General features: G+C 60.0%; 25 protein-coding genes and 3 tRNA genes. 9 read left to right on the top strand and 19 right to left on the bottom strand.

From position 1 onward, the window contains the following. Positions 1-3: 3 nt before the first annotated feature. From CEPID_RS05390 to CEPID_RS05380, 3 genes are read right to left on the bottom strand one after another with little or no spacing between them, the layout of a single operon-like run. Positions 4-1599, bottom strand: coding sequence for a DAK2 domain-containing protein (locus tag CEPID_RS05390; protein WP_047240083.1), 1596 nt, complete (start codon positions 1597-1599; stop codon positions 4-6). A gap of 11 nt (positions 1600-1610) precedes the next feature. Then, the gene (locus tag CEPID_RS05385; protein ID WP_236684303.1) at positions 1611-2207 is read right to left on the bottom strand and encodes a uracil-DNA glycosylase; all 597 of its coding nucleotides are present in this window, start codon (positions 2205-2207) and stop codon (positions 1611-1613) included. A 43-nt stretch (positions 2208-2250) separates the two neighbouring features. Next, positions 2251-3204: a thiamine-phosphate kinase gene (locus CEPID_RS05380; RefSeq protein WP_047240081.1), complete on the bottom strand. Its 954-nt coding sequence runs from the start codon at positions 3202-3204 to the stop codon at positions 2251-2253. Positions 3205-3264: 60 nt separating this feature from the next. Here CEPID_RS05380 and CEPID_RS05375 point away from each other — a divergent pair, with 60 nt between their 5' ends. Beyond that, positions 3265-4209: a DUF3515 domain-containing protein gene (locus CEPID_RS05375; protein WP_047240080.1), complete on the top strand. Its 945-nt coding sequence runs from the start codon at positions 3265-3267 to the stop codon at positions 4207-4209. Between the two features lie 6 nt (positions 4210-4215). On the opposite strand, the gene CEPID_RS05370 is transcribed toward CEPID_RS05375, so the two are convergent. Beyond that, positions 4216-5304 (bottom strand): D-alanine--D-alanine ligase family protein, encoded by a 1089-nt coding sequence (locus CEPID_RS05370; RefSeq protein ID WP_047240079.1) that lies wholly within the window; start codon positions 5302-5304, stop codon positions 4216-4218. Between the two features lie 14 nt (positions 5305-5318). Next, positions 5319-6317, bottom strand: a complete 999-nt coding sequence (locus tag CEPID_RS05365) for an NAD(P)H-dependent glycerol-3-phosphate dehydrogenase (protein ID WP_047241379.1) — start codon at positions 6315-6317, stop codon at positions 5319-5321. A 203-nt stretch (positions 6318-6520) separates the two neighbouring features. On the opposite strand from CEPID_RS05365, the gene CEPID_RS05360 reads away from it, so the two are divergent. Further along, on the top strand, positions 6521-7531 hold the full coding sequence (locus CEPID_RS05360) for an NUDIX hydrolase (protein WP_047240078.1): 1011 nt from the start codon (positions 6521-6523) through the stop codon (positions 7529-7531). A gap of 13 nt (positions 7532-7544) precedes the next feature. On the opposite strand, the gene leuD is transcribed toward CEPID_RS05360, so the two are convergent. After that, entirely contained in the window at positions 7545-8132 is a 588-nt protein-coding gene (leuD, locus tag CEPID_RS05355; protein WP_047240077.1) for a 3-isopropylmalate dehydratase small subunit, read from the bottom strand. Positions 8133-8166: 34 nt separating this feature from the next. After that, complete coding sequence (gene leuC, locus CEPID_RS05350) at positions 8167-9597, bottom strand: 3-isopropylmalate dehydratase large subunit (RefSeq protein ID WP_047240076.1); 1431 nt, start codon at positions 9595-9597, stop codon at positions 8167-8169. Positions 9598-9692: 95 nt separating this feature from the next. On the opposite strand from leuC, the gene CEPID_RS05345 reads away from it, so the two are divergent. The 4 genes from CEPID_RS05345 to CEPID_RS05330 are packed head-to-tail and all read left to right on the top strand — an operon-like array spanning position 9693 to position 12291. Then, positions 9693-10418, top strand: coding sequence for an IclR family transcriptional regulator (locus CEPID_RS05345; protein WP_047240075.1), 726 nt, complete (start codon positions 9693-9695; stop codon positions 10416-10418). 2 nt (positions 10419-10420) lie between these two features. Further along, positions 10421-11140, top strand: coding sequence for an NAD-dependent deacylase (locus tag CEPID_RS05340; protein ID WP_047240074.1), 720 nt, complete (start codon positions 10421-10423; stop codon positions 11138-11140). Positions 11141-11179: 39 nt separating this feature from the next. Continuing rightward, the gene (locus tag CEPID_RS05335) at positions 11180-11530 is read left to right on the top strand and encodes a hypothetical protein (RefSeq protein ID WP_144413461.1); all 351 of its coding nucleotides are present in this window, start codon (positions 11180-11182) and stop codon (positions 11528-11530) included. Next, a complete protein-coding gene (locus CEPID_RS05330) occupies positions 11527-12291 on the top strand; it encodes a hypothetical protein (RefSeq protein ID WP_047240072.1) in 765 nt (254 codons plus the stop codon). The genes CEPID_RS05335 and CEPID_RS05330 overlap by 4 nt, the downstream gene beginning before the upstream one ends. 561 nt (positions 12292-12852) lie before the next feature. Here the strand turns inward: CEPID_RS05330 and CEPID_RS05325 are convergent. Continuing rightward, positions 12853-12925, bottom strand: a tRNA-Glu gene (locus CEPID_RS05325). Between the two features lie 1258 nt (positions 12926-14183). Between CEPID_RS05325 and CEPID_RS05315 the strand changes: the two genes are divergently transcribed. Continuing rightward, positions 14184-15065, top strand: a complete 882-nt coding sequence (locus CEPID_RS05315; RefSeq protein ID WP_158408027.1) for a hypothetical protein — start codon at positions 14184-14186, stop codon at positions 15063-15065. A 10-nt stretch (positions 15066-15075) separates the two neighbouring features. Here CEPID_RS05315 and CEPID_RS05310 read toward each other — a convergent pair whose 3' ends face one another. From CEPID_RS05310 to gltX, 7 genes are all read right to left on the bottom strand, one after another. Further along, positions 15076-16299 (bottom strand): NAD(P)/FAD-dependent oxidoreductase, encoded by a 1224-nt coding sequence (locus tag CEPID_RS05310; protein WP_047240069.1) that lies wholly within the window; start codon positions 16297-16299, stop codon positions 15076-15078. A 324-nt stretch (positions 16300-16623) separates the two neighbouring features. Further along, the gene (locus CEPID_RS05305) at positions 16624-16953 is read right to left on the bottom strand and encodes a hypothetical protein (RefSeq protein ID WP_047240068.1); all 330 of its coding nucleotides are present in this window, start codon (positions 16951-16953) and stop codon (positions 16624-16626) included. Beyond that, positions 16950-18101, bottom strand: a complete 1152-nt coding sequence (locus tag CEPID_RS05300) for a TRAFAC clade GTPase domain-containing protein (protein ID WP_047240067.1) — start codon at positions 18099-18101, stop codon at positions 16950-16952. Before CEPID_RS05300 ends, CEPID_RS05305 begins: the two co-directional genes overlap by 4 nt. A 119-nt stretch (positions 18102-18220) precedes the next feature. Beyond that, positions 18221-18293: transfer RNA gene (locus tag CEPID_RS05295), tRNA-Glu, on the bottom strand. A 37-nt stretch (positions 18294-18330) separates the two neighbouring features. After that, positions 18331-18402 (bottom strand) — tRNA-Gln (locus tag CEPID_RS05290). Between the two features lie 78 nt (positions 18403-18480). Next, a complete protein-coding gene (locus CEPID_RS13300; protein WP_158408026.1) occupies positions 18481-18657 on the bottom strand; it encodes a hypothetical protein in 177 nt (58 codons plus the stop codon). Between the two features lie 61 nt (positions 18658-18718). Further along, positions 18719-20191, bottom strand: a complete 1473-nt coding sequence (gltX, locus tag CEPID_RS05285) for a glutamate--tRNA ligase (RefSeq protein WP_047240066.1) — start codon at positions 20189-20191, stop codon at positions 18719-18721. Positions 20192-20226: 35 nt separating this feature from the next. Here gltX and CEPID_RS05280 point away from each other — a divergent pair, with 35 nt between their 5' ends. Next, a complete protein-coding gene (locus tag CEPID_RS05280) occupies positions 20227-21330 on the top strand; it encodes an isochorismate synthase (RefSeq protein WP_047240065.1) in 1104 nt (367 codons plus the stop codon). Here the strand turns inward: CEPID_RS05280 and CEPID_RS05275 are convergent. Next, positions 21305-21859, bottom strand: coding sequence for a class I SAM-dependent methyltransferase (locus tag CEPID_RS05275; RefSeq protein WP_047240064.1), 555 nt, complete (start codon positions 21857-21859; stop codon positions 21305-21307). The genes CEPID_RS05280 and CEPID_RS05275 overlap by 26 nt on opposite strands. Between CEPID_RS05275 and CEPID_RS05270 the strand changes: the two genes are divergently transcribed. Next, positions 21860-22162 (top strand): hypothetical protein, encoded by a 303-nt coding sequence (locus CEPID_RS05270; RefSeq protein ID WP_047240063.1) that lies wholly within the window; start codon positions 21860-21862, stop codon positions 22160-22162. 112 nt (positions 22163-22274) lie between these two features. On the opposite strand, the gene CEPID_RS05265 is transcribed toward CEPID_RS05270, so the two are convergent. The 3 genes from CEPID_RS05265 to CEPID_RS05255 are packed head-to-tail and all read right to left on the bottom strand — an operon-like array spanning position 22275 to position 25615. Continuing rightward, a complete protein-coding gene (locus tag CEPID_RS05265) occupies positions 22275-23066 on the bottom strand; it encodes a fumarylacetoacetate hydrolase family protein (RefSeq protein WP_047241378.1) in 792 nt (263 codons plus the stop codon). A 56-nt stretch (positions 23067-23122) separates the two neighbouring features. Beyond that, positions 23123-23767 (bottom strand): exonuclease domain-containing protein, encoded by a 645-nt coding sequence (locus CEPID_RS05260; protein ID WP_083984393.1) that lies wholly within the window; start codon positions 23765-23767, stop codon positions 23123-23125. Further along, a complete protein-coding gene (locus tag CEPID_RS05255; RefSeq protein ID WP_047240062.1) occupies positions 23768-25615 on the bottom strand; it encodes a DUF294 nucleotidyltransferase-like domain-containing protein in 1848 nt (615 codons plus the stop codon). It lies immediately after the preceding gene. Positions 25616-25621 lie beyond the last annotated feature (6 nt).

Here is a 25621-nt window from a genome sequence, read left to right as displayed (position 1 = left end):
GTGCTACTCCACCCCGATTTCGATGAGATGCTCGATACCTTCCGCTGGGTAGACGGTTACTTCCACCGCGGAGTCAATGCCGATGGCGTAGCGCAGTTCCTGCGCGGAGATTTCCCGGGCAGCTTCGGCGGTGACCAGCAGGGTGACCAATTCCCCGCCGCTTTGGAGGAGCCGCAGGACGGTCGTCTCGAGGGCGGCTTGCAGGTCATGGCTGACGTAGAGGATTTCCACCCCGGAACTAGCAATGATGTCCCCGGCATCCGCCCGGCCTGCCTGGGTAATCATGGCCCGTGGCGTGCGTTGTAGCAGCGCGGTCCTGGTGGAACCGGCGGCTTCGGCCATGGCGTAGGTGTCAGCGGCTAGCGGCTGGGCAGGATCGTGGACGGCGAGAGCGGCAATGCCAGATACCAACCTTGCCGTCGGCAGAATATTCATCGACGCCGCTACGGCGTGGCTGGCCAGTTCCGCATTGACCAGCTCACCGTACGCCAGCATGCCGTTCGGCAACAGGATTACTTCTTCGGCCTCTGCCTTACGCACGGCGGCGATGATGTCGCTCACCACATCGGAATCGCCAGGGACGACGACTTCGGCCCCGGCTTCTTCGTAAAGGTCAGCGATCGGTCCTGCTGGGGCGATCGCCAGGACTAGGCGCCGCTTGGCGGTGGCCCCAGGCGTGAGAGGAAGCACCTCCAAGCGCAGGTCGGAGACGGCCCCCATCCCATAGGCCAATTCAATGACCGCACCGGCCTGGTTGCTGTGGATGTGCACTTGGGCGCTGGGGGTAGCTTCTCCCAGACCGAGCTGCGGAACGGTGCGTGCGACAACCAAGCTGTCGCCCATGCCGCCTAGTCGTTCTTCCAGCTCATCGAGCCGGTCGCCGGTGAAGAAGAACATCACCTCGAGTTCGTTGCTGCGCGCCGTGGTAGTCAACGGTTTTGGCACGTTTGGAGCGGTGGTTCCTGTGGGTCTGGTGAGGTTGTCGAAGACGACGTCGGCAAGCGCTTCGAGTAGAACCACAAACCCTTGTCCCCCGGCGTCAACCACACCAGCCTCCCGCAGCGCTGGCAACTGCGAAGGGGTCAACATTAGGGCTGCGCGCGCCGCCTGGAGCGCCTCGGCGACCACTGACTCTATCGCGGTTTCATCGAGGGCATTGATGGACACCACAGTGGCGCGCATGACGGTTACGACGGTGCCGTCGACAGGTTCTTTGATGGCTTTGAGCACCATGTCGAGCGCGAAGTTAAGCGCGTCCACTACGGCAGCGCCGTCCAGGTCCCCACCGGCGGCGGCTTGGGCGACACCGCACAGCATTTGGCTCAGTACCACCCCGGAATTTCCCCTGGCTCCCCGCACCGACCCCGCGGCCAGTGCACCCGCGATACTCGCGACCCCGTCCTGCTCGCTAAGCCCCTGTTTTGCTACTTCGGCGACCGCCGCTTCCATCGTGTGCGCCATGTTCGAGCCCGTATCAGCGTCGGGCACTGGGAACACGTTGAGAGCGTTAATCTCAGCACAGCGCAGGGTCAACAGCTCAGCGGCGCGGGTTGCCCAGCTGAGCAGCCCAGCGCCGTCGAGATGCGTTTTGTTCAGCATAATCTGTCAGTTTACAGTTCCCACATAACTGGCTGGGCACCAAGTGAGCGCAAGTGATCGTTCACCTGGCTGAACGGTCGCGAGCCAAAGAATCCCCGGCGCGCTGACAGTGGTGAGGGGTGCGGGGAGGCAACGACGGGCCATGGGTCGACGAGCGGGGCGAGCTGCTGTGCGTCTTTTCCCCAGAGCACCGCCACCATCGGCTGTGGGCGCTGTGCCAACGCGGTAATACAGCGTTCGGTCACTGTTTCCCATCCCAGGCCACGGTGCGCACCGGCCTGGCCCGGCGCGACGGTGAGGACGCGGTTGAGCAGCATGACGCCTTGGTCGAGCCAGGGGCTGAGGTCTCCGTTGGTGGGCCGAGGGAGGCCGAGGTCGTCGTGGTATTCCTGGAAGATGTTGTTTAGGCTGCGTGGGAGCGGGGTGACGTCTGGTCGGACAGAAAAGGATAGTCCCATTGCGTGTCCGGGTGTTGGGTAGGGGTCTTGGCCGACGATGAGGACGCGCACCTGGTCGAAGGGCAGGGTGAAAGCGCGGAAGACGTCCGGTTCTGGGGGTAGGTAGTCTGCGCCGATGCGGGTGCCGATGGCCTCGATGTGCTCTGTCATGGGGCCGAGCACAGGTTCCCAGCTGGGGTGGTAAGTGAGCATCTTAAAAACTGACCCATCCTGAGGTGGTGCGTGGGGGCTCGCCGCCGAGGGTGACGGGGTGCGTGCCGGGCTTTACGACGTGCCCGACGGCCCGGAATCCGCTGGGCACGTCGAAGGCGGTGGTGCCGAGCAGCGTGTGGTCTTCTCCCCCACCGAGTATCCAGTCCCAGGGGTCTATGCCTAGCAGTTCGCCGGCTTCTAGGAGTAGTGCGTCGGGGGCGATGGTGTTGGGGTCAAGGTCGATACTGACTTTGGATCGGGTGGCGATGGTGCTGAGGTCGAACACGAGGCCGTCGGAGTTGTCGGTCATGGCGGTGGCCCCGGTGGCGCGGGCGATCATGCCGCGTCCTGGGTTCAGGGTGGGAGCGACGAAGGCGTCGATAAGCGGGCTGAGTGAGCTGGGGACGTCGCTGCGGGGCATTGCTTTGAGTAGTGCCAGGCCTGCGCCGGAGTAGCCGATGCTGCCGGCAGCGATAACTGTTTGCCCGGGCTTGGCACGGTGTAGTTCGAGGGCGGGTGCGGATCCTCCGAGGGAACCGATGGCGGTGACCGAGATGACGACCATGTCTCCGGAGGTGAGGTCGCCGCCCACGAGTTCGGCATTGTAGTATTCGACGCGCTGCTCCACGCCGCGGGCGAGGCCTTCGATGAAGCTGATGGGGGTGCTGGGTGGGGCGGCGATGGCGAGCACTGCTGCGATGGGGCGGGCGCCCATGGCTTCGATATCGGCGAAGTTTTGCAGGATGGCGCGTTGTCCGATTTCTTCCGGGGTGGACCATTCGGTGCGGAAGTGTCGGTTTTCGATCAGCATGTCGGTGGTGACTACCGTGCGGGAGTTGGGGGCGGCTTGGCCGAGGATCGCGGCGTCATCGCCATTGCGTGACGATGGGGCTACCGCGACGATGCGTTCGATCACCGCATGTTCGCCTAGATCTCCTAGGGTTAGTTCTGCCATGCGTCGTCCTTGTGTGTTCGATGGTTTTGCCCGCCTGCGGACGGACTAAGCTATGAGGTCATGAGCACCCCTGAAGATATCCAATTTAACCGAGTACCACTCATAGTTGCACTTGTATTGTCGCTGGCGCTGGTCATTGGGGTCTTGACAGGGGCGAAGTTGTTGGCTGGCAATGCTGCGAAACAACCGGTGGCGCTGAGCGCATTGCCTGCGCCGGACGCGGATTCCGCGGAGTGCGCTCGGTTTGTGGAGGCGTTACCAGATTCCTTGCTGAAGGTGTCGCGGGCGAAGTTAGCGGATCCGGTTCAGCCGGGTACTGCTGCATATTCCGCTGGGCCGTCGAAGCGTATAACGCTCCGCTGCGGGGTGGAGACGCCATTGCAATACACGGAGCTCTCCCAAACCCGCCTAGTCGATGGCGTTGAGTGGTTGCCGGTGGTGGACAACACGCCAGGTTCCACGTTGCAGACGTGGTTTAGTGTGAACACGCACCCGATCGTTGCCGTTACGACTGATGCTGAGGTGCTGGGCGAGCGGGACATGCCGGTGCAGGAGCTGGGCAAGGCCGTGCGCGATTTCACCGGGGCGTCGGCCAAGCCGAATCCGGTTCCCTTAACGCAGCTGGCTGCGCCAACCGCCACGGATCCGCAGTGCGCGGCCTTGTTGCTCGCCCTCCCAGAGAATTTGGGCGAGGCTTATCGACGCACCCGTGACGTCGCCCTCTCCGCTGCGACAGCGGCCTGGGTGGCGCCGGGAATGGAGCCGGTGGTGTTGCGCTGTGGAGTGGCGGATCCCGCGGGATATGCCCCGGGTGCGCGCTTGAGCCAGATCAATGATGTCCCTTGGTTTGAGGACACCACCGTGGCTAATGGCACGACTTCCGGGACGATGTACGCGCTGGGCCGTGAGGTCAACGTGGCGGTAAGTCTGCCAAGCAATGCCGGGAACGCGGCGATGGTGTCCCTGACCGAGGCGATTTCAGCGAACACCAAGCCCCGCGGCTAGAAGGGCTTAGCGCTGCCCAACAAGCGCCCGTTGGACCAGGGTGTCCAGCAGCGTTGGGTAATCGATGCCGGTAGCGGCAAACATCTGCGGGTACATCGAGATGGGGGTGAACCCAGGCAGGGTGTTGATCTCATTGAGCACCGGCCCCTTAGCAGTGACAAAGAAGTCCACGCGGGCCAACCCTTCACAGTTCATCGCCTTGAAGGTCTGGATCGCGAGTGATTGCACGAGCGCGATGTTGTCCTCGCCGATCGGAGCCGGAATCTGAGGGGTGACTACGTCATCGAGGTACTTGGTTTCAAAGCCATAGAACCCTTCCGCGGAGGCGTCGGTTCCGGCGAGCTGTGCTGGCAGGGATGCCTGGAGGGTGCCGTCGGGCAGCTGAAGGACACCACATTCTACTTCCGAGCCGACGATTTCCGCCTCGACGATGACCTTATTGTCCTCGTTAAACGCTAATTCGACGGCTGCCGGGAAATCGGCCCAGTCGGTCACCCGCGAGATACCAATGGAGGATCCACCGCGGGCTGGCTTGACGAAGACGGGCAGGCCGAGGGCGTCGCGTTCGGCGTCGTGAAGCTCGCGCTGGGTATGCAGCACCACTTCGCGTCCGACCGGCAGGCCTTCGGCAGCGGCGAGCTTCTTGGTGTATTCCTTGTCCATGCTGGCGGCCGACGCGAATACCCCGCAGCCCACATAAGGCACGCCGGAGAGTTCGAACAGGCCCTGGATGGTGCCGTCTTCGCCGAATTTGCCGTGCAAGACGGGGAAGACGACGTCGACCTTGGCGTAGAGCTCGCCGTTATCCACGTAGCGAAGCTCGCCGCGGCGAGCGGGGTCGGTGCTGAGGTAAATTTCCCGGGTGCAGGTCACCGTCGGTAGGGTGCGACCATGGGCGCGCAAACGTTCCGGGTCGAATTCGGCTGCGCTCCATTGGCCCTGTTCAGTGATACCGACGGGCACCACCTGGTACTTGCTCGGGTCCATGTGGGACATGATGGCCCCGGCAGAAATACAAGACACGGAGTGTTCGGAGCTGCGCCCTCCATAGACGACGGCGACGGTAATGCGTTCGTTGTTAGTCACGAGGCACACTTTACCCCGAGCTGCTACTCCGCTTTCTTAGAACGCCCCATGAGCGCCAAGATCATTTCGTTGACGTCCATGTCTTCGTGGCACACCGCGAAGACCGCCTGCGTGATGGGCATATCCACCCCGTGGGCATTGGCGAGTTCGAACACCACCCGCGAAGCGACGACTCCTTCGGCTATCTGACCGTTGGTGGCTGCGCTGGCTTCGGCAAGAGTTTTCCCTTCGCCGAGCCGCGCCCCGAAGGTGCGGTTGCGCGACAGTGGCGAAGAACAGGTCGCTACGAGGTCACCAAGCCCGGCGAGGCCTGCGAAAGTCCGTGGTTCGGCTCCGAGTTCTACTCCCAGGCGGGTGATCTCAGCGAGCCCGCGGGTGATCAACGTGGCGATGGTGTTTTCCCCCAAGCCTCGCCCGGCGGCCATGCCACATGCCAGAGCAATGACGTTTTTACAGGTGCCCCCGATTTCACAGCCCACCACATCACTGTTGGTGTAGGGACGGAAATAGGGCGCGGACGCCGCCGCCTGGACAAGCTTGGCGCGGTTTTCATCCGGGCAAGCGATCACCGTGGCAGCAGGTTGGGATTCGGCGATCTCGCGAGCCAGGTTGGGCCCGGAAAGCACCGCGATGCGCTCGGGTGGCACATCCGCAGCTTCGGCGATCACCTGGCTCATCCGCATTCGGGTGTCGCGCTCCACGCCTTTGGCTAGGGACACGAAGGTCGCGTCACTCGGCAGGTATTCCCGCCAGGCCTCCAAGTTGGTGCGCACGGTCTGGCTGGGCACGGCCAGGACGACGATGCTCGCATTGTCCAGGGCGTGCTGCGGGTCGGAGGTTGCAGAAATGGCCGGGGGCAATTCGATGTCAGGCAGGTAGTCCGCGTTGCGCCTGGTGGATTCGATGACTTGAGCTTGGGCTTCTCGACGCGCCCAGAGCCGCACCGTGTTGCCTGCCTCGGCAAAAACTTTCGCCATCGTCGTTCCCCAGGAGCCAGCTCCCATCACTGCGACATTTACCACGGCAATTGCTCCCCTGCTGTTGTTGAAAAGATGTGGATCAGCCTGCTGCACTGTATGTTGACACTTTAGCTACGGATTTCCGAATGACGAACAGCGGGTTGCTGCCCGGCCCGTTGAACGCGCACTGTGCCTCGCTAGCTTATCGTTACGATAGTAGGTGTGTATGGGCACAGCAGTGTCGTGGAAGAAGGATGGATGTGACGATGGCCAACAAATCTGCAAAATCGGCTCACGAAGTAGACAAGGATGCTTCCAACAATCTCGCCGTGACCGGGCGCTTCCAGACGATTTCCGCGTCTCCAGCAAAGGAATTCAAGCGCGCCACCCTGGCCGCCGGCGCGGTGCTGTGGCGCGGGGATCTCTCCGATCCGGCCTCGATTGAAATCGCCGTCATCCACCGCCCGCATTACGACGACTGGTCGCTGGCCAAAGGCAAAGTTGATCCCGGAGAATCACTCCCCACCACCGCTGCCCGCGAAATCCTGGAAGAAACCGGCTTTGAGGTGCGGCTTGGCAAGTTGCTCGGCAAGGTCACGTACCCGGTGATGGACCGGACCAAAGTGGTGTACTACTGGACCGGCGAGGTGCTCGGTGGCGAGTTCACCCCGAATGCTGAAGTCGATGAGATCCGCTGGTTGCCGATCCGGGAAGCTTCTGAGCTGCTGTCCTATGAGGTAGACCGTCAGGTACTGGCCAAGGCGGAAAAGCGATTCAGCTTGCCTGCCGATACCCGCATCCTGTACGTTCGGCACGCCAAAGCTTTTGACCGGCGCACTTGGATCGGTGACGATAATCTGCGCCCGTTGGAAAAGAAGGGGCGTCGACAAGCAGAAATGCTGGTGCCGATGCTCCTGCCGTTCAAACCCACCTCCGTCTACTCCGCGCTCCCTGACCGCTGCCAGCAGACTGCCGTTCCGCTTGCCGACGAACTGGGCATTGACATCACCGTCGACCCATTGTTCGGCGACGATGCGTGGCTGACCAAGCAAGCTGAGGCGCAACGACGATTCGAGGAGCTCACCCGGATGGGCGGAATCCATGTGGTCGTGGCCCAGGGCACCATCATCCCGGATATGGTGGCGGCGATGTCAGCGAAGGGGCGACTGCCGCTGACTGACTTCCCGGCCAAGAAGGCATCCACCTGGGTGCTGAGCTTCAATAACGGTGACTTGACCGGGGCGGACTACCTGGAAAGCCCACTGCCGGTCAAGTAGCCAGGAGCGCTCACTAGCAGGTGGCGGGTTTGAAGCCGGGGCGGGCCTGTTCGTACGACTTGATCTCTTCCTCTGACCGGAGGGTCAGCCCGATGTCGTCGAGGCCTTCCATGAGTCGCCACCGGGTGTAGTCGTCAATGTCGAAGCTGACGGTGTGCCCTCCGGCCGTGATGCGTTTGTGCTCGAGGTCGACGGTGAGTTCGAGTCCGGGTTCGGCTTCCATGAGTTTGAACAACAGATCCGCGTCCTCGGGGGAAACCTGCGCCGCGAGTAACCCGGCCTTGCCGGCGTTTCCGCGGAAGATGTCGGCGAATCGTGAAGATACTACGACCCGGAATCCATAGTCGTGCAGCGCCCAGACGGCGTGCTCGCGGGAGGAACCAGTGCCGAAATCTGCGCCGGCTACCAAAATGCTGCCCTGGGTGTACTCCGGCTGATTGAGGACAAACGCTGGGTCTTTGCGCCATGAGGCGAACAGGGCGTCGTCGAAGCCCGTTCGGGTGACCCGCTTGAGGTAGACCGCCGGGATAATCTGGTCGGTATCAACGTTGGAGACCGGCAATGGTACGCCAACGCCGCGGTGAGTGATGAACTTTTCCATGGTGTGCTCCTTTGGGCTTGAATGTGTCCGGGGCTTAGATGTCGGCCGGGCTGGCCAAATGCCCAGCCACCGCGGTTACAGCCGCGACCGCAGGCGATACCAAGTGGGTGCGCCCGCCGGGACCTTGGCGGCCCTCAAAGTTGCGGTTGGAAGTGGATGCTGAACGTTCCCCAGGGGCGAGCTGGTCGGGGTTCATTCCTAGGCACATGGAGCAGCCTGGTGCACGGAATTCCGCGCCGAACTCGGTAAAGATCTTGTCCAAGCCTTCCTCGATCGCTTGTTGCCGAACACGCGCCGAGCCAGGAACGACCAGCATGCGGGTGCCCGGCGCGATGTGGCGCCCGGAGACCACCTTGGCTGCGGTACGCAGGTCTTCGATCCGGCCGTTCGTGCAGGATCCGACGAAGACCGTGTCGATGGCGATTTCCCGCAGGGGCTGGCCTGGGTGCAGCCCCATGTATTCGATGGCCTTTTCCGCGGCTGCTCGTTCGCTGTCCCCGGCGATGTCTTCCGGGTTGGGCACGTTGGCGGTCAGCGGGAGACCTTGTCCGGGGTTGGTGCCCCAGGTCACGAAGGGCGCTAGTGCGCTGCCGTCGATGTCGACGACCGTATCGAAAGTCGCGGTGTCGTCGCTGCGCAAGGTGCGCCAGTAGGCCACTGCTTGCTCCCATTGTTCGCCTTGTGGGGCATGCGGGCGGCCCTTCAGGTAGGCGAAGGTGATTTCGTCAGGGGCGATCATCCCGGCGCGCGCACCGGCTTCGATGGACATGTTGCAGATGGTCATCCGCTCTTCCATGCTGAGCTTTTCGATCGCTGACCCGCGGTATTCGATGATGTGGCCTTGTCCGCCGCCGGTGCCGATCTTGGCGATGATGGCCAAGATGAGGTCTTTGGCACTTACCCCTGGCTGCAGTTCCCCGCTGACGTTGACGGCCATGGTTTTGAAAGGCTGCAGGGACAGGGTTTGGGTGGCCAGGACGTGTTCTACCTCGGAGGTGCCGATACCGAAGGCGATGGCACCGAAAGCGCCGTGGGTGGAGGTGTGCGAATCTCCACAGACCACCGTCATGCCGGGTTGGGTGAGTCCCAATTGCGGGCCGACGACATGGACGATACCTTGTTCAATGTCGCCCATTGGGTGCAGCCGGATGCCAAATTCTTCGGCGTTGCTGCGCAGCGTGGCTACCTGTGTTCGGGAGATCGGATCGGTGATTTCTTCGATCGCTCCGGTGCTCACCCCGGTGGTGGGCACGTTGTGGTCTTCGGTGGCGATGGTGAGGTCTGGGCGTCGCACCCGTCGTCCAGCTAGGCGCAGTCCCTCGAACGCTTGTGGTGAGGTCACTTCGTGGAGCAGGTGGAGGTCGATATAGATTAGGTCTGGTGCGCCGTTTTCACCACGGGTGACCACATGGTCGCGCCAAACTTTTTCTGCAAGCGTCAACCCGGTTGCGTTGGGATCTGCCACAGTGACCTCCTAGTGTTGCGGTTGGTGATTATTTCTGGGTTCTTTCTCGACCCACAGCGATTGCGTCCCATATTTTGAGATGTTAATATCACTGTATGGAACACGTTAGCATAACCGAGTCAGAGTCCGCACCCATTAGTGGCATCAAGGTTCTAGACCGCTCAGTGCTTATCCTCCAAGCGGTCGCCGGAAGCCCCCGCACCCTCGCCCAGCTATGCGAGGACACCGGCCTACCCAGAGCCACCACCCACCGACTAGCCAGCGCTTTAGAGATGCACGACTTCCTCTCCCGCGACGAGGACGGCCGTTGGCTCATCGGCCCAGGGCTCGCTGCCCTCACCGCTTCGCAGGGCGACGCCCTGATTAAGGCAGCGACCCCGATCATGGAAGACCTCATGGAGCAGATTGGCGAATCCATGCAGCTCTACCGGATCGCTGGCACGTCCCGCATCTGTGTCGCAGCGGTCTCTCCCGCTTCGGGCTTGCAAAACACCGTGCCCGTCGGCACGCGACTTTCTTTGAGCGCCGGCTCCGCTGCCCGGGTTTTCGCCGCGTTTTCCCCTGCCGAGACCCGCAAGCGCTTGAACGCCGACGAGCACTTTGCCGCCGAAGATCTAGACAAGGTCCGCAGTCAAGGATGGGCTGCCTCCTTCTCCGAGCGCGAAGCAGGCTTAGCGTCCGTTTCCGTCCCTGTTTTTAACCAAGCGGGCGTCGTGGTGGCAGCACTGTCCGTCTCGGGGCCGGACGCTCGTTTCCCCCGCACTGCCGGCGAGGAATGGGGCCCGCTCCTGGTAGCTGCCGCCACCCAACTGAGGCTGTAGCCATGGTTCCGGAGGAAGTAACGAGCCTGCTTGCCGACGCCCGTCGCGTAGTCGCATTCACGGGCGCCGGCATGAGCGCGGAATCCGGATTGGATACCTACCGCGATGCCACGACGGGACTCTGGGAGAACGTCGATCCGCAAGCCATGGCCAGCATTGATGCCTGGGCACGCGACCCGGATCCCATGTGGGCCTGGTACCTGTGGCGGGCTCGCCTGGCCGCCGAAGCTCAGCCAAATGCCGGGCATCGCGCGCTCGCACCCATCCCTATTGTCACGCAAAACATCGACAACCTGCATGAACGAGGTGGCTCCGTTGAGGTAGTTCACCTGCATGGCAGCCTCTTTTCCTTCCGCTGTACCATCTGCGCACGGCCCTTCCGTGGCGTGGAGTTGCCAGAATCCCCAGCTGAGCGAGCGACACCACCTGCCTGCCCGCTCTGTGGCAACCTCATCCGGCCCGGCGTAGTGTGGTTCGGCGAAATGCTCCCCACTGATGCCTGGCAGCGCGCCGAAGACCTCATCAGTTCTTGCGATGCGCTGCTGGTGGTAGGCACTTCTGGAATCGTGCAACCGGCGGCCACCCTCCCGCTGCTTGCGCCGGCGATGATTGAAATTTCACCCCAGGAGACGAATCTCACGCGATTTGCAAGTTATTCTTGGCGCACCACTGCCGCCGTGGGGCTGCCTCAGTTAGAGAGTTTCCTCACCACACCTTCCTAGGTCACCCTAATTCGATTCAATTCGCGTTCTGCTTGCCGGGTGAATAGCTTGCCCGAGAAACGCCGTGCAGACGCCTTCTTCCGTGAACGCCTCCTCGCCAACGGCACGGTTCTCGCAAGTCAGATCAACGGCCGACAGGTGACGTTGTCCCAGATCTCCCACCAGCTTGAGCTTCCCCTCGCCGAGATCCAGCGCGTCTTCCCCACCGACGAATCCTTCCGCACCGAGCTCGGCAACCGCATGACAGAGCAGCTGTTCGACCACGTCGCCGACCAGCTAGCTTCGCTTGACGACGCCCGTCCTTCGCCGACCGGGTCTGGGCATTCGCCCGCGCCTACCACTGTTTCGCAACCACGAGCCGGGAGCACTTCGCCGCGCTCAGTGCCATGATCGAAACACTAGACTTCGCCGAAGACTTCGAGGCCGACCTCACCAGCATGCGCATCGGCCCGGTGTTCCGGTATCAGCTTGACAACTCCCGCGCCGAAATGCGCCGTATCGACGCCCCACGCGACGCCTGGTTGTGGGCGGTCGCTGCCCTTTCCCTGTATTCCGGTATCCACGGCAGCGCTCATCTCAACACCTTTGGTGTGACTCGATACCTGCATAAGACGGGTAAGAAGCAGGTATTTAGCTGCCTCACCTCGCATATCCTCACCGGTGTCGAGCTCATCATGCCGGGGGGACGTTCGTTTAGCACCATGCCACACCGGTTCGTGGGTGAGCTCAAAGAATCAGTGCCGCCAGCAAGGCTGTATCCACGCAAAACCAGGGAGGAAATGGCCGAGGCGCTATTTCGAGGCGCTGTCGAAATGGCGATGAGCGACCCGGATGGTTTCGATATCCACACCGCCATGGTCAACGGCTCGATAGTGCCGAACACGTTTGACAAGAGCCCGGAAAACCACGACATGGGACAAGCTTTTGAAACCCACGTCAACATCACTCGGATGAGCATCGAGGCTGGTGGCGGCCCCCGCTCCTCCTGGACTCTCTACGAAACTTGCCTGAACCTCTGGAGCATCACCCACGGCCTAGCAACGCTGCTGGCCAACGGCCCCTCCACTGCCTACCCCTCGACCTCAAGCACGACCTCATCGATCCGGTACTCAACTGCTCGACGACGAGCATCTTCCACCGCTTGGACTTGAAGCTGCCAGCCCCGATGGACGAGATGGTGCCGATCGTTCGTGGCGCGAAGTGGCTTTCGCCGCGTCTGGAGAAGTTCCCGGTTTTGCCGGTGCCGTGCCCGGTTTTACCGGTGCCGTGCCCGGTTTTACCGGTGCCGTGCCCGGTTTTGCCGGGTCGGGAGGGCTTCAAAAGTGCTAGTGGGCACCTCCGGGGTAGTACGACCTAGCAGGTGTGCAGCTCCGTGGCTGCCAAACACGGAAGTTGACTAAAGAAAAGTGTGTCCGGGTGGCTTCTTGCCGGCCGTGCGGGTTTGCTGCGCAAGTGCTATGTCGTCGCTTCGGCGTAGTCTGACTACGTGGGGAGGCCGTTTTTGATGAATAAAATTCCACGGCGGTAGTCTGACTACACCGAAGGGACGACATCGAGCGCCCCTTAGCTCCCGGTCAACAATAACTGCCGGTTTGAGGACCACGACGTCGCGGAAACCACGAATCAGAAACACTTTTCTTTATTTATCCCCTAGAACGCCACAACAACAAAAACCTCGAGCCAGCGAATGATCGATGACTCGAGGTAATTAGTACCCCGTACGGGATTTGAACCCGTGTTACCGCCGTGAGAGGGCGACGTCCTAGGCCGCTAGACGAACGGGGCATGTCCGTAATACGCACACCAGGGATGTGCAGCGACTAGGCAATAGTAAACGCACTTTGGTGGAGATACAAATCCGCAGCATATCGGCGGAAACAGCTACACTTTCCAAAATCGCGCAACACCCCGTCGTGGCTATCCGCTTTTGCTAAGCGGGCTCACACGGCGAGGTGCTGGCAATTCCTTTTTCGCTTCGCGTTGCTGCTGGCACAATTGGCCTAGGTGACCGTAGTCTGCAACTTCGTCGGCGTCGGTGCGGAAGTGTCGTCTGACCCCTCGGTAGCTATCGGGGCAGCGTCCGCGCATTCCTTAAGGGAATTGAGGTGCCGCATGCAAGGTCATCGTTGAGGCAGTCGCTCGCGAGACTGGTTTCGCATGTGCGTTCCTTCTTCTAGCTCCACCTTCACGCATCTCTTGCGCGTGTCGAAGGATTGGATTATGGCTGTGCTCGCGTTAGAAAAGTTACGCTGGCGAAAAGTCGCTTTGCTTCATCTTCTACCATCCACTCTCCCATCTGTTCCGAGTTTGAAAAGGCAAGTTACGTAACTTCTGCGGCACCTCTTTGGTTTCCGCATACTTGCACTGTATCGCTAACTCCGGACCTAAAACAGGGTTTGTGAAAATATACATTAACCAGCAGTTAACCCAAATTTTTCACTCTTTTGCCCTTTCGTTCACTTTCGCCCCGCGGGTCCACTAACGTAGAACGAGGGGCTAAGCGCTGAATACAATTAGATCTGCTTTAAGGTCTTTAGATGAGCCGATAGTAAGAGTTTGTAAGTGAGCTTTAAGCCTGTCGAAAACCGCGATCTTGCGCTACTCCGCGAGAAGCTGATTCTTGCTGGCATCGAAAAAGTGAGCATCTCTCAAGTGCACACCTTGTGCTTGGCGAGTATCGCTGACGAACTCGACGCTCATCCGGACGACGTTGCCGACCTTTTCGCAAGTGATCGCGAGTTTCTACAGTGCGTGGCGGAGCGCACCGCACGCCGGTTCGAGCTCCATATAGACAACTATGTGCAGCAACTGCCCGCCGACGCTGGATTCACCGATCAGATCGTCGCGATTGCCCGCAGATACTTCAGGTTTTCTCAGGTAGAGAGTGACACCTTCACTGCCTTTGGTTGTTTGCACGTATATAGGGGCAAGCTACAATCTTTCGACGATGACCTCGGCGCCTCGATGTGCACCCGTTCGTCAAGACAATCGTCACCGCGGTACGCGAGGAGATCATTCGCCTCGGTGGCCCCACGATCTCAACTTGATGCGGACCCGAGCAATTTTCATTTTCGCGGCTATCCACGGTTTTGGTTGCCTAACTTCTCAAGGGGTTTTGCGATTCCTCAACCATACCGCCCAAGAACAACTGCTCTTCGGGCTCATCGAGCATGTGATGGTCGGTATTGGCGACAGCTTACGCACCAATATAACCCCGACTATTCTCCCGACTCTTAGCTCTGCGGCTTCGCCGACCGCTGGAATTCCGAGAGCCTCAACCATGCCACGAGAAACCCCTGAACAGATGCGCAGAGCACTCTTTAGGGCTGCTATCGAAGATGTGGCCGATCGAGGCGTCGAGCAGCTACAACTCGAAAGCGCTACACGCCGTGCGGGGCTCAGTCTAGAGTTGGCGCGCTCTGTGGTGGCGCGCTCTGTGCCGTTCGAGCGGCAATTAGAAAGCTATCTGGATAAAGAGATGCATGTCTCCGTTGCATCTTTTCAGGCGCTGCTTCCGGAGCATAGCTCGTCGATAAGCATGGGCAAGGCGACGGGCGTCGCCTTCGTTTGCACCGCGCTGAATGATCCGGCAGGCTTCAATGTTCTCACCACAATTGCGAGCGGTTCGATCGTGCCACGCACGTTTGAGAAGAGCTCGGAGGATTTTGATATTGGTCCGTCGTTCGACTTTTTGCTGGAGCGCGTGCGGGCCGCGATCGAGAAAGGTGGCGGGCCGCGCACCTCGTGGACTCTTTACGAAAACTCGCTGCACCTGTGGTGCGTCGCCCACGGGCTTGCGCATGCGTTTTCGTCAGGGCCGCTGCGCAAACTCGACCACGACTACAAGTTTGTGCTGCTGGAGCAGGTGCCCGACATGTCGATCACTAGCCTCATCAGACGACTCAACCTGACGCCGGAGGCCTAATCGACGCCCGCTAGCGCAGCGGATCAAACCGGCGACACATCGGGTCAACCACCCCGGTGGCGATCTGGGCGGCCAAAAGCTTGCCGGTGGCCGGACCTAAGACCATGCCCCACATGCCGTGGCCGCCGGCCACATAAACGTTGGGGGCCTTCGTCTCGCCAATGAGTGGCAAACCGTCGGGCGTGACTGGGCGGGAGCCCACCCATTGATCCTGCAGGTCATCGAAATCCACGCCACGCAACATCTTCTTGGCATGCTTGACCATCGCCTGGACGCGGCGCGGCTGGAACGGCTCGTCTGGGCCACGGAATTCCATCGTGCCCGCGATTCGGAAACGGCCCTGATAAGGGGTGCAGGCCAGCCTCTCCTCCGGAAGATACACCGGGTACTCGATGGGTTCGTCGGTAGCAACCGTGAAGGAATAACCCCGACCCGCCTGCACCAGTTGCTTGACCCCAAGCTTGCGCACCAGCTTGGGCAGCCACGCGCCCGTAGCGACCACTACATTGTCGGCCGTGCGGTACTCGCCGGTCGACAGCTTGATGATCGGCAGCCTCGTCGAGTTAACTTCCTCCACCGCGACGCCAGTCTCAATCACACCGCCACGCTGCGTCACGGCGCGGGCCAACGCCTCCACAAATGGCGCGGGTTCAAAAAAGCGCTGCCCTTCGAGTCGATACACCACGCGAGCATTATCGGAAAGCTGAGATACCAGTTCGCGCGGGTTATCCAGGCGCTCATACGGGACATCCTGCCCGTGGCGAATAGCGCCCTCAATTTCCTCATGGAACCCGCGGGCCTGGGCTTCGTTTTCAAAGGCGATGACGAACGGGCCTTCCTTCGTCCAGGAATCGACGCCGCCTCCCGCGAGCTCGTCGAAAGCTTCCAGCGCAATCTTATCGATCGGAGTCAGCCCCGCCATCGTGTCATCCCACGACTTCTGGTTCGCACGAGCCATGAAGCGCGCGCAGAATTCCCAGAGCCTCAGATCCACGCGAGTGGGTACCGACATCGCCGCATCCGGGTCGAGCAGCGCCTTCGGTCCATAAGCCCACAAGCTGGCATTCGACAGCGGAATGGACTTGCCCGGAGTGAGCCAGCCCGCATTCCCCCAGCTCGAACCAGCTGCCACACCGGCGCGATCAATAACCGTGACCTCGTGCCCGTATCCCTGCAGGTGCCAGGCGGTAGCAAGCCCAACCATACCTGCGCCGATGACAATCGTGTGCGTCATGGGGAACCTCCTCGAATTTGCATCACCAGATGAGATACTCATCACAGTACCCCGGCAGTTTGGGTCGGGCTAGGGTTTGGGCTTTTCGACGGCGCGGTGCGGGGCGCTGCGACCCGCGGGTTCGCGAATTTTGTTGGAAGCTTTCAAGGCGGCCTGACATCCTCTCGAGTATCGAGAAGTTCCAATCGCAATTAACCCCGCGGTCGGCTCCTTTTTCTCAAAGACCTGCCAGATTTACACCCTGAAGTGCTCCGTGGACGACTCCAAGATGATTTCCCGTGCAGGCGAAAACGACGCGACGGTGTACCCGTAGTAGCAAAGGGTCTAAAACGATTTTCGACCCCAAATCTCATCGTATTTTTCAGCAACGATCGGCCAAATTATTTCCTGCACGTCTTCTATACTGTGAATTCCTTCGGCCATCTTTCCCCGCAAAACAAAATCGTGTGGAATCACTCTTCCGGCATGATCAGTGCGCCCCAATGGGTCCATAATTCTGGCTGCGGTAAATTCACTACCAACGCCCACAAATTCAGCAACATCTGTCTTATTAGCAAAGGCCCGTTTGTAAGTAGGCAACGGATCTAGTTCGCCACCATCCTCGAGAAACTGGAAACCCCAGTTTTGCCCTCGTGTGGCCCACATCAAGGTCATTTTGAATCCCTAAGCAGTACTCGATCATTTTCGGCTTGGTTCAGACGCTGAGTAAAATCCGCGACCAATGCCCTTAAAAATTCGCGTTTTTCAGTAGCCTCGGCTTGGATTCGCGCCAGACTATCAAAAGACTGATCAGCCATTTGTTCGACGAGATCTGCAAAGGCGCCCGCCGCCAAATACTTTATTTTCCCTGTACCTTTTCCTATGCGCAAAGCTTTGATTGCAACAGGCACCAGAGCCTTAACTAGCTCCAAGTCCAGCAGCTTCTCTGCAAGATTCATCGGCAATATCTTGAGCTCGTGCCACCAAAGATGTCGTTGTATTGGCAATACACAAGCCAATGGCAAAAGAACATCGATCCCTTTGCGCTCACTCATGTCAATGGACCCCAGTGAAAACTTCGCGGAGGAAAGCAGCAGAAAGTCTTTGCCAAATGAAAATGCCTCGTCGTCCTCAATAAATTCAAGCAATTTGGACCGAAGTGTATTGATCTCACTTGCAGCCTTCTTGTTCAAAAGATTTTCAAAGTCCTGAACCGTCATGTCGGGCCATAGATCAGCCTTGGATAACGCTAGTACCCAAATCCTCGGAAACTGCTTGAGCAAACCACCGCTTTGGAGAATGTCGTCTTGAATGTCGTTGAGGGTGCTGGAAAAACTATCGAAAAGATACCGCAAGTATCGTTCTTCCTCGCCGACGTACTCCTGCAATCGTTGGCCATCGACTAGGAATAGTGCGACATCTGATCCCAGCAGTTTGCGGAAAGTTTGGGCCTTATCTTGGCGTTCAGATTCGGTGGATGTTCCCCTCTCAAACCAGTCACCTGGGTAATCCCACCAAGTAAGGCGCACTGAATCAGTTTTTGCCAACTCTTTGAGCCCGAGTCCTTTTTGCTTGAGCTTAAACTCCGTTTGGACTGATGCAAATCGAGTCAGTTGCGGAACCTTATGATCCTCTTTCATTCCTAAATATTGTGAGATGAGAGTGGTGTGCCGGTTGTCTTGAGCATGCAGATCAAAGAGTGACTGATCAAGTTGAATTTTGTCGCGAGCAGCACCATAAAACGAGCACAACAGCACCGTTTTGCCACTTCCAGATTGTCCAAAGACCGCGATTTGCTGGTCGACTGTCCTATTTTGGTTCATGCCTAACAGTCTAGTCAGAAGGGCAGACACCTAGCCTCTAATAGTCAGTTTGAAATGACTATTTTGAGGTTCTTCCATCAAAAAAGAGCTCCTTCCAAGGAAGGAGCTCTTTCATTGTGTACCCCGTACGGGATTTGAACCCGTGTTACCGCCGTGAGAGGGCGACGTCCTAGGCCGCTAGACGAACGGGGCAGGACTACTGTTGTTTATGCAGTACAGTGAACTGCTGCTGGCCTACCAGGACTCGAACCTAGAATGAGGGTACCAGAAACCCTAGTGTTGCCAATTACACCATAGGCCAATGTTTTCCAGCCGCTAAGCGCGCTGTGCAACGAGGAATACTATAACCACAACCATGTCAGTTGGACAAATCTGCAGGTCAACGGGGCGCGATTCCGGGCTGCTCCAGCAAAGCGCGATCCTGCAACCACGCTACCACGCGAGGATCGTTGCCAGGCAGCTCCTGCAGTTCGGCAGGCATCTGCTCCAGAAGATCAATCAATGTGTCCAACGGATCAACCTGAACCAACCCCAGCGCCTGACGAAACTTCCACATAATCCCAAAACATAACAAAAGCTGGCCCCCAATAAGGGAAGCCAGCCTTAGCTAAAACCGCTTAGGCGAACGGAGTTACCTCACGTGCCGCGCGCAAACGCGCCAGGGTGGATTCCTTGCCCAGCAACTCCATCGACTCAAACAACGGAGGTGAAACCGCTGCTCCAGAGATCGCGACGCGCAGTGCGCCGTAGGCCTTGCGTGGCTTGAGCTCCAGATCTTCAATGAGCGCTTTGGACAGTGCGGCTTCGATCGCAGCGGTGTCAAAAACGTCCAGGTCAGACAGCACAGAGATAGCCACGTCGAGAGGCTGGACGGCATCTTCCTTCAAGTTCTTGCGAGCGGACTTCTCGTCGAGCACCAGGTCCTCATCAGCAGTAAACAGGAACTTCACCAGGTCCCAGCCTTCCGACAAGGTCTTGATGCGGGTCTGAGTCAAAGAGGCCAAGAAAGCGAACTTGTCCACGTCATAGGTTGCCGGGAAGTCCGTGTACTCCTCCAGCCACGCGCGGAAGCGCTCGGCAAACTCGGACTCCGGAAGCAGGCGGATCTGGTCGGCGTTGATAGCCTCCAGCTTCTTCTGGTCAAAGCGAGCTGGGTTCGAAAGCACGTCGTGGACGTCAAAGTTCGCGACCAGCTCGTCGACCGAGAAGATGTCCTTGTCTGCGGAAAGGGACCACCCGAGCAGCGCCAGGTAGTTCAGCATGCCCTCCTTGATGATGCCGTTATCGCGATGGTTAAACAGGTTCGACTGCGGGTCGCGCTTGGACAGCTTCTTGTTGCCCTCACCCATCACGAACGGCAGGTGGCCGAATTCCGGCGTAAACGAAGCCACGCCGATACGCTTCAGCGCCTCGTAGAGGGCCAACTGGCGCGGGGTCGACGGCAGGAGGTCCTCGCCACGCAGCACGTGGGTGATGCCCATCAGCGCATCGTCAACCGGGTTAACCAGCGTGTACAGCGGCGCGCCGTTGGAGCGGGCTACCACGTAATCCGGCTGAGTCGAAGACTGGAAGGTGATCTCCCCACGCACCAGGTCGGTCCACGTCCAGTCCTGATCCGGCATACGCAGGCGCCACACTGGCTCGCGCCCCTCGGCCTTGAACGCTGCTACCTGCTCCTCGGTGAGGTCCCGGTCGAAGTTGTCGTAGCCCAGCTGTGGGTCGCGCCCGGCGGCGATGTGACGCTCCTTCACTTCTTCCGCGGTGGAATACGCTGGGTAGACCTGGCCGGCGTCGATAAGCTTTTGCAGTACCTCTGCGTAGATGTCCATGCGCTGGGACTGACGGTACGGCTCATGCGGCCCGCCGGTGACAACGCCTTCGTCCCAGTCCATGCCGAGCCAGGTCAGCGAGTCGATGATCGCCTGGTAACTTTCTTCGCTGTCGCGAGCAGCGTCGGTGTCCTCAATACGGAAGACGAGCTTACCGCCGGTGTGGCGGGCGTAGGCCCAGTTGAACAGTGCGGTGCGGACCATGCCGACGTGTGGGGCGCCGGTCGGGGACGGGCAGAATCGTACGCGTACTTCAGTCATGGCACCCAAGTCTAGTCCAGTAAGCTTGACTAACTATGAGTAACCCTCGCCCGTCCACCGCGCCCGATTTCTTGCTCTCCCGCACGCACGGTTCGGTCCGCACCCAAGGCAGCATCCGCACCTTCACGGACCCCTGGGACGCCGTCGCGGCACTGAAGAACGGCGAGGCAGAAATGGTCGTGGGCGCGCTGCCCTTCCTGCGGGGCGCCCCCGCTGCGCTGACCGTCCCTGAGAAGATCGTTCGTGAAGACGGCCCACTGGAACCCCACTCCTACTACCGCATCGGCCCCGGCTCAGAGCTCACGGCTGCCATCACCGGCTTCGACCCTGACCCTGCTGAGCACGAAGAACGCGTCGCCGCCGCGGTAGCAACGCTCAAAAACACCGCGCTGGAAAAGGTCGTGCTGGCCCGCGCCGTGGACATTAGCTTTACGACGCCCGTCGACCCCCGCCTCGTGGCGGCCCGGCTGATCGACAATTCCCACAATTTCGATGGCTTCATCGCAGATTTGGGACCAGTAGGCCGCGGATTTCTGGTCGGCAGTTCGCCGGAGGTGTTGATCAAGCTGCAAGGCTCCACGGTGACGGCTTACCCGCTTGCAGGTTCCGCACCCAGGTCAGCTGATCCCGTGGCCGACCACGTGGCCGGCGCGGATTTACAGGCCAGCACCAAGGACCTGGCGGAACACCGCTTCGTGGTTGAGCACCTGCTACGGCTTTTGGAGCCAGTGTGCTCCTCCCTTTCAGCCCCGACCGTGCCGGAGCTGACCAAGACCGATGAGATGTGGCATCTGGCCACGCCGATCGTGGGCACGCTCGCTCGCGAGATGACTGCGCTGGAACTAGCCCTTTTGGTCCACCCGACGCCAGCTATTTGCGGAACTCCTGTCGACGCCGCCGAAGCGCTCATCGAGTCCGTAGAAACCCCACGCGGCTTTTACGCCGGCGCCGTCGGCTGGTGCGACGCTTCAGGTGATGGCGAATACATGGTGGCCATCCGCTGCGCAGAGGTCGAGCCCGATGGGCTCACCGCGCGCGCCTGGGCCGGTGGCGGGATTGTAGCGTCCTCCTCCCCTTCCGCCGAGTTGGCGGAAACTGACGCAAAACTCCGAACTATTTTGCGTGCTCTCGGACTGTAGCTGTTAGAAGCAGATCGTCCTTGTGGTGCTTGCCTTTTCCATGCTGCACGCTGCGCTGCTTCTTAGTCACTTTAATGTCCCACTCCCCGCCCAGCAGCTCATGAGCGTTGTGCGGCATCAGGTAGTCCTCGGGTGCTTGGTGCAGCGGGAACTCGTGGTGCAGTAACACTAGCTTTCCGCCGTCATTGAGGCAGGCCTTGAGCTTTTTGCCTGCGTCTTTGGCCAGCGGCACGTAGGAGGCGACGATAAGGTCATAGGTGCCTAGTTCGAGTTCCTCGAAAGTTCCCACGTGCAGGGTGGCCTCCGGGCATTTCGCCCGGGTGCGTTCGATCGCGGTCGCGGAGGGATCGATTCCGGTAACTACCCAGCCCTGGTCATGCAGCCACTTCACGTCGGCACCTTCGCCACACCCGATATCCAACGCGGTGCCCGGGGGCACATCGCCGAGGGCATTGACCAAGTTCTCATTGGGATTGCCCGACCACACCTGGTCCTGGGATGCGTAGAATTGTTCGAAATCGTGGTTCATGTGTTCCCTTTCGAAGAAGTGTGGGGAGTTACCGTGCTCTATCTCTACCTCATGGCCGGGGTACTCATCTCGCTGGGGCTCACCTTATTGTGCAAGGTCATCGACTGGTTCATCGCATCCCTCCGGGGCACCCGACCTGTGATCACACCCAAACTTATTCTCATCGGGCACCTGGTGCTGGCTGCGTTAGCCCTCGTGGAAAACCGTCACCCGTTAGTGATCATCGAGATGGCGGTCTTTTTGGTGACGGGGTTACTCATTAGTTGGGTGGGACGAGAGTTTCGCCGGATTCCAAACAGATGAAAACCCGATAGTCGGAGCAAAGCGTTCACTACTGCGCCAGAATTAGGCAAGTAGCAGCTGTTATGCCCAGACTATCGGGTTCTATGTCTTTCAATTCGCGAAGGTCGTAGACCTAAGCGCGCTCGATCGGGTTGCCAAGCTTGCCGATGCCCTGGACTTCAATCTCGATGAAGTCGCCAGGAACCATTTCCTTGGTGCCAGCCGGTGAGCCGGTGATGACGACGTCGCCAGGCAGGAGCGTCATGGACGCCGTGATCATTTCCAGGATCTCACCGAAAGTCTTGATCATCTGGTGGGAGTTGGAGTCCTGCGGCGTGGTGGTTTCACCGTCGTGGGTGAGGTGCGCCTTGATGGAGATATTGTCGAACTCGAACTTGGAAAGATCAGTTTCAATCCACGGCCCCATCGGAGCAAACGTATCGATGCCCTTTGCGCGCGCCCACTGGCCGTCGGCGAACTGCAGGTCACGGGAGGAAACATCGTTGACGATGGTAAAGCCCAGGATGTAGTCCTGCCAATCTTCCGCCTTGACGTTCTTGCAGGCCTTGGAAATGACCATACCCACTTCGCCTTCAAATTCGACCTTGGTGGCAAAGTCCGGGATCTTAATGGCCGCGCCTGGCCCAATCACCGCAGTAGACGGCTTAATGAAGATGGTCGGAGGCAGGGATTCAGCACTCTTCTGGAAAACCTCGGCAACGTGGTCGGCGTAGTTACGCCCCAGCGCGACGATCTTGCCTGGCAGCATTGGAGCCAGCAGACGTACCTCGGTCAAAGGCCATTCCTTGCCGGTGTACTGCGGGGCTTCAAATGGGTGGCCGGAGATCTGCTTAGCGGTGGTTCCTTCGTCGTCGAAGACACAGAAGGTCATTCCTTCAGGGGTGGCAATTCGTCCAATTCGCATAGCAGGAATCATACATGGCACTGGTCACTTATTGTTGCTTTCGAGTCAGCTAGCAGCTATACCTGCAGGTCTCTCAAGGTGCGGGCGGTGGAGCGAGCGGCCCACGCCAAATACAACTCTGCGGTGGCCAGCGCGTCGGTGAGCGCGTTGTGGTTGCGGTACGTCGGCAAGCCATAGCGGGCGCGGACCCGTCCCAGCCGGAGATCTTCGCCGCGCGGATAGGTGCCCATGCGCTCCATGTGGCGTCGCTCGAGAGCGAAAGTGTCCACGACCGGAAGTTTCAACGGAGCACCGAAGTGCTGGTTACACGCATGCGAGAGGAAATTCTGCTCTATTGGCGCGTAGTGCACCAGGGCGATTCGTCCTTGCAGGGCGTCTAGAAACTCTCCCAGTGCTTCTCGGGGGTCGCTGCCGGCGGCCACCTGGTCGTCGGTAAGCCCGTGCACGGTGGCGGACTGTCCTACTTCCGCCCCAGTCTGCAGCACATGGTGGCGCGCGGCCGCCAGCTCGATCACGCCCGCGGTGACCGGCACCCAGCCGATCGACAGCAGGGCGTCGCGGCCCGCCTTCAGCCCCGTCGTCTCCACGTCCACAGCTAACAGGTTCAGCTTCTCGACGGCCGTATCACGGTCCACCGCCGGCTGCGCCAGATACTCCGCGAGGGCGCCACGTGCGGACTTCTTCTTCCCAAAACCAAACACTTAGGTGCTCCGAACAGGGAATTTGGTAGCCAAGGCGGTTTGCATCGACTTAATCACCTGGAAGGAATCCCGCAGCCGCTCGCGGTCGCTCTTGGACAGTTCCTTCGGGTCAATGTGGTAGCTGGGGCGCTCGCCCCGGCGCAGTTGCTCGGCCTGCCAGCGCAAAGAGACACTATGTAAGAATTCCAAGGCGTCGCCAAGATCTCGGGCGCCACCCTCCGAAACGCTCTTGCCCGCAGCCGCGTGCAGACGCTCCTCCGTTCCCACCTCCGGACACCCCGCCGCCAACGCGTACAGACGCGCCATCTGCACCACTGCCGCGGTTCCACCCTTCTTCACATCCAGGGTCTGCGCATACTCGCCACTGCGCTCGACCACGAAGCCGCGGAAGAAACTCAGTGGTGGTTCACGACGCGCCGCCAGCGCCGCAAGGTGGGCATGCAACCGCGGGGCATGCTGCGCCATCTCGACGGCCGCCTGGTGGACTTCCTGAGCCAGGGAAGTCTCGCCATGAATGCCACGGAAGTCGAAGAAGGTCTGCGCGTGCAGCAAGGCATCCGGTTCGGGCGCGGTGATCCATTGCCGGAAGGTTGAAATCCACTGGCTAGTGGTCATCCGCCACGCTGGATTCATGGCCATCATGTCCCCCGGGCACAGCACCTGACCAGCGGTATCAAGCCCACGACAGACGAATTCGGAGAGCTGCGCGAAGTAGCTGTCGTGCTCAGGCTGGTAGTCATCGGAAATGACCAGGCAGTTGTCTTGATCGGAGGCCAACCCCATGCCACGACGTCCCTGGGAGCCCACCACCACGAAGCAGTACGGCACCGGTGGTGGCCCTAGCTTTTCCTCGGCTAGCGCCAGGAGGCGGCGGGCTACGGCGTCGGCCGCGACGGTGAGTAGTCCGGCCACGTCTTGCGAGGTTGCGCCGCGTTCGATGAGCCGCACGGCGATTTCCTCGGCTGCAGCAAAGGTGGCGGCCATGTCTGCCGGTTCGTTGACTTTGGAGAGCTCTGCGGTGAGGTACATCGGGTTGTTGCGCAACAAACTTACGATCGAGGCGGACGACACCACCCCGCACAGCTCGTTTCCGTCCAACACCGGCAGGTGGTGAATGCCCAGCTCAGCCATAACGAGCATCGCTTCAAAAGCAAAAGTGTCTGGGCCGATGGTGCGTGGCTGTGGCGTCATGAGTTGTGCAACGGGCACCCCACTGTTGACACCGGTGGCGACCATTCGGCGCAGGTCGCGGTCCGTGACGATGCCAGCAAGCCTCCCCTGATCCATGATGAGCAACGCGGAGCAATTCTTTTCCTCCATCACTGCTGCAGCTTGCCCGATCGTGTCTTCTTTCGCCGCCACGGCTGGATCCGGGTTGAGGAACTCCCGAGCTTTCGTGCGCAAAACCGCAGCTGAGGTGTCGTCCGTGCGCTGATCGGCGACGGCCCGGATGCGCTGGGAGTGTTCCGCAAAGTGGGCGCCCAGCCACGGATAGGTATCGGTGAGCGCGTTGAACTCCGCGCGAGGCAGTCGCAGCAGCAGGCTGTCCTCGACTGCGACCATGCGATAGTTGCTGGCGTTCAACCCGTTGAGTGTCGAGTAGCCGAAGGTGCTGCCCACTCCCCGTCGGTCCAGCAATCCGCCCTCGGAATCGAGGACATCGATGGCTCCGGACCGGATGATGTAGAGGAAGTCGTTGGGCTGTCCGGTTTCGATGAGCACCGTCTCACGCTTAGCGTACACCATGTCCATGTGTTGTGGCAGGGTAGCCAGAGCTGCCGCTGGGAGGTGGGAAAACGGCAGTTCCTGGGCGAGGAAGTCAGTGATCGCCTCGAGCTCTAATGTCATGGCTCA

Source organism: Corynebacterium epidermidicanis (assembly GCF_001021025.1).
In the GTDB taxonomy this organism is placed as follows: domain Bacteria; phylum Actinomycetota; class Actinomycetes; order Mycobacteriales; family Mycobacteriaceae; genus Corynebacterium; species Corynebacterium epidermidicanis.
The sequence above is the reverse complement of the archived record's forward strand: the minus strand, read 5'-3'. Positions and strand labels throughout refer to the sequence as shown.

What these genes read in the sequence shown, in the direction of transcription:
- CEPID_RS05340 (WP_047240074.1), top strand. Translation starts at nt 10,421, where the DNA reads ATGGTTCCGGAGGAAGTAACGAGCCTGCTTGCCGACGCCCGTCGCGTA.
- leuD (WP_047240077.1), bottom strand. Translation starts at nt 8,132, where the DNA reads ATGGAAAAGTTCATCACTCACCGCGGCGTTGGCGTACCATTGCCGGTC.
- CEPID_RS13300 (WP_158408026.1), bottom strand. Translation starts at nt 18,657, where the DNA reads ATGTGGAAGTTTCGTCAGGCGCTGGGGTTGGTTCAGGTTGATCCGTTG.
- CEPID_RS05280 (WP_047240065.1), top strand. Translation starts at nt 20,227, where the DNA reads ATGAGTAACCCTCGCCCGTCCACCGCGCCCGATTTCTTGCTCTCCCGC.
- CEPID_RS05345 (WP_047240075.1), top strand. Translation starts at nt 9,693, where the DNA reads ATGGAACACGTTAGCATAACCGAGTCAGAGTCCGCACCCATTAGTGGC.
- gltX (WP_047240066.1), bottom strand. Translation starts at nt 20,191, where the DNA reads ATGACTGAAGTACGCGTACGATTCTGCCCGTCCCCGACCGGCGCCCCA.
- CEPID_RS05255 (WP_047240062.1), bottom strand. Translation starts at nt 25,615, where the DNA reads ATGACATTAGAGCTCGAGGCGATCACTGACTTCCTCGCCCAGGAACTG.
- CEPID_RS05310 (WP_047240069.1), bottom strand. Translation starts at nt 16,299, where the DNA reads ATGACGCACACGATTGTCATCGGCGCAGGTATGGTTGGGCTTGCTACC.
- CEPID_RS05330 (WP_047240072.1), top strand. Translation starts at nt 11,527, where the DNA reads ATGATCGAAACACTAGACTTCGCCGAAGACTTCGAGGCCGACCTCACC.
- CEPID_RS05360 (WP_047240078.1), top strand. Translation starts at nt 6,521, where the DNA reads ATGGCCAACAAATCTGCAAAATCGGCTCACGAAGTAGACAAGGATGCT.
- CEPID_RS05275 (WP_047240064.1), bottom strand. Translation starts at nt 21,859, where the DNA reads ATGAACCACGATTTCGAACAATTCTACGCATCCCAGGACCAGGTGTGG.
- CEPID_RS05375 (WP_047240080.1), top strand. Translation starts at nt 3,265, where the DNA reads ATGAGCACCCCTGAAGATATCCAATTTAACCGAGTACCACTCATAGTT.
- CEPID_RS05385 (WP_236684303.1), bottom strand. Translation starts at nt 2,207, where the DNA reads ATGACAGAGCACATCGAGGCCATCGGCACCCGCATCGGCGCAGACTAC.
- CEPID_RS05265 (WP_047241378.1), bottom strand. Translation starts at nt 23,066, where the DNA reads ATGCGAATTGGACGAATTGCCACCCCTGAAGGAATGACCTTCTGTGTC.
- CEPID_RS05300 (WP_047240067.1), bottom strand. Translation starts at nt 18,101, where the DNA reads ATGAACCAAAATAGGACAGTCGACCAGCAAATCGCGGTCTTTGGACAA.
- CEPID_RS05305 (WP_047240068.1), bottom strand. Translation starts at nt 16,953, where the DNA reads ATGACCTTGATGTGGGCCACACGAGGGCAAAACTGGGGTTTCCAGTTT.
- CEPID_RS05380 (WP_047240081.1), bottom strand. Translation starts at nt 3,204, where the DNA reads ATGGCAGAACTAACCCTAGGAGATCTAGGCGAACATGCGGTGATCGAA.
- CEPID_RS05390 (WP_047240083.1), bottom strand. Translation starts at nt 1,599, where the DNA reads ATGCTGAACAAAACGCATCTCGACGGCGCTGGGCTGCTCAGCTGGGCA.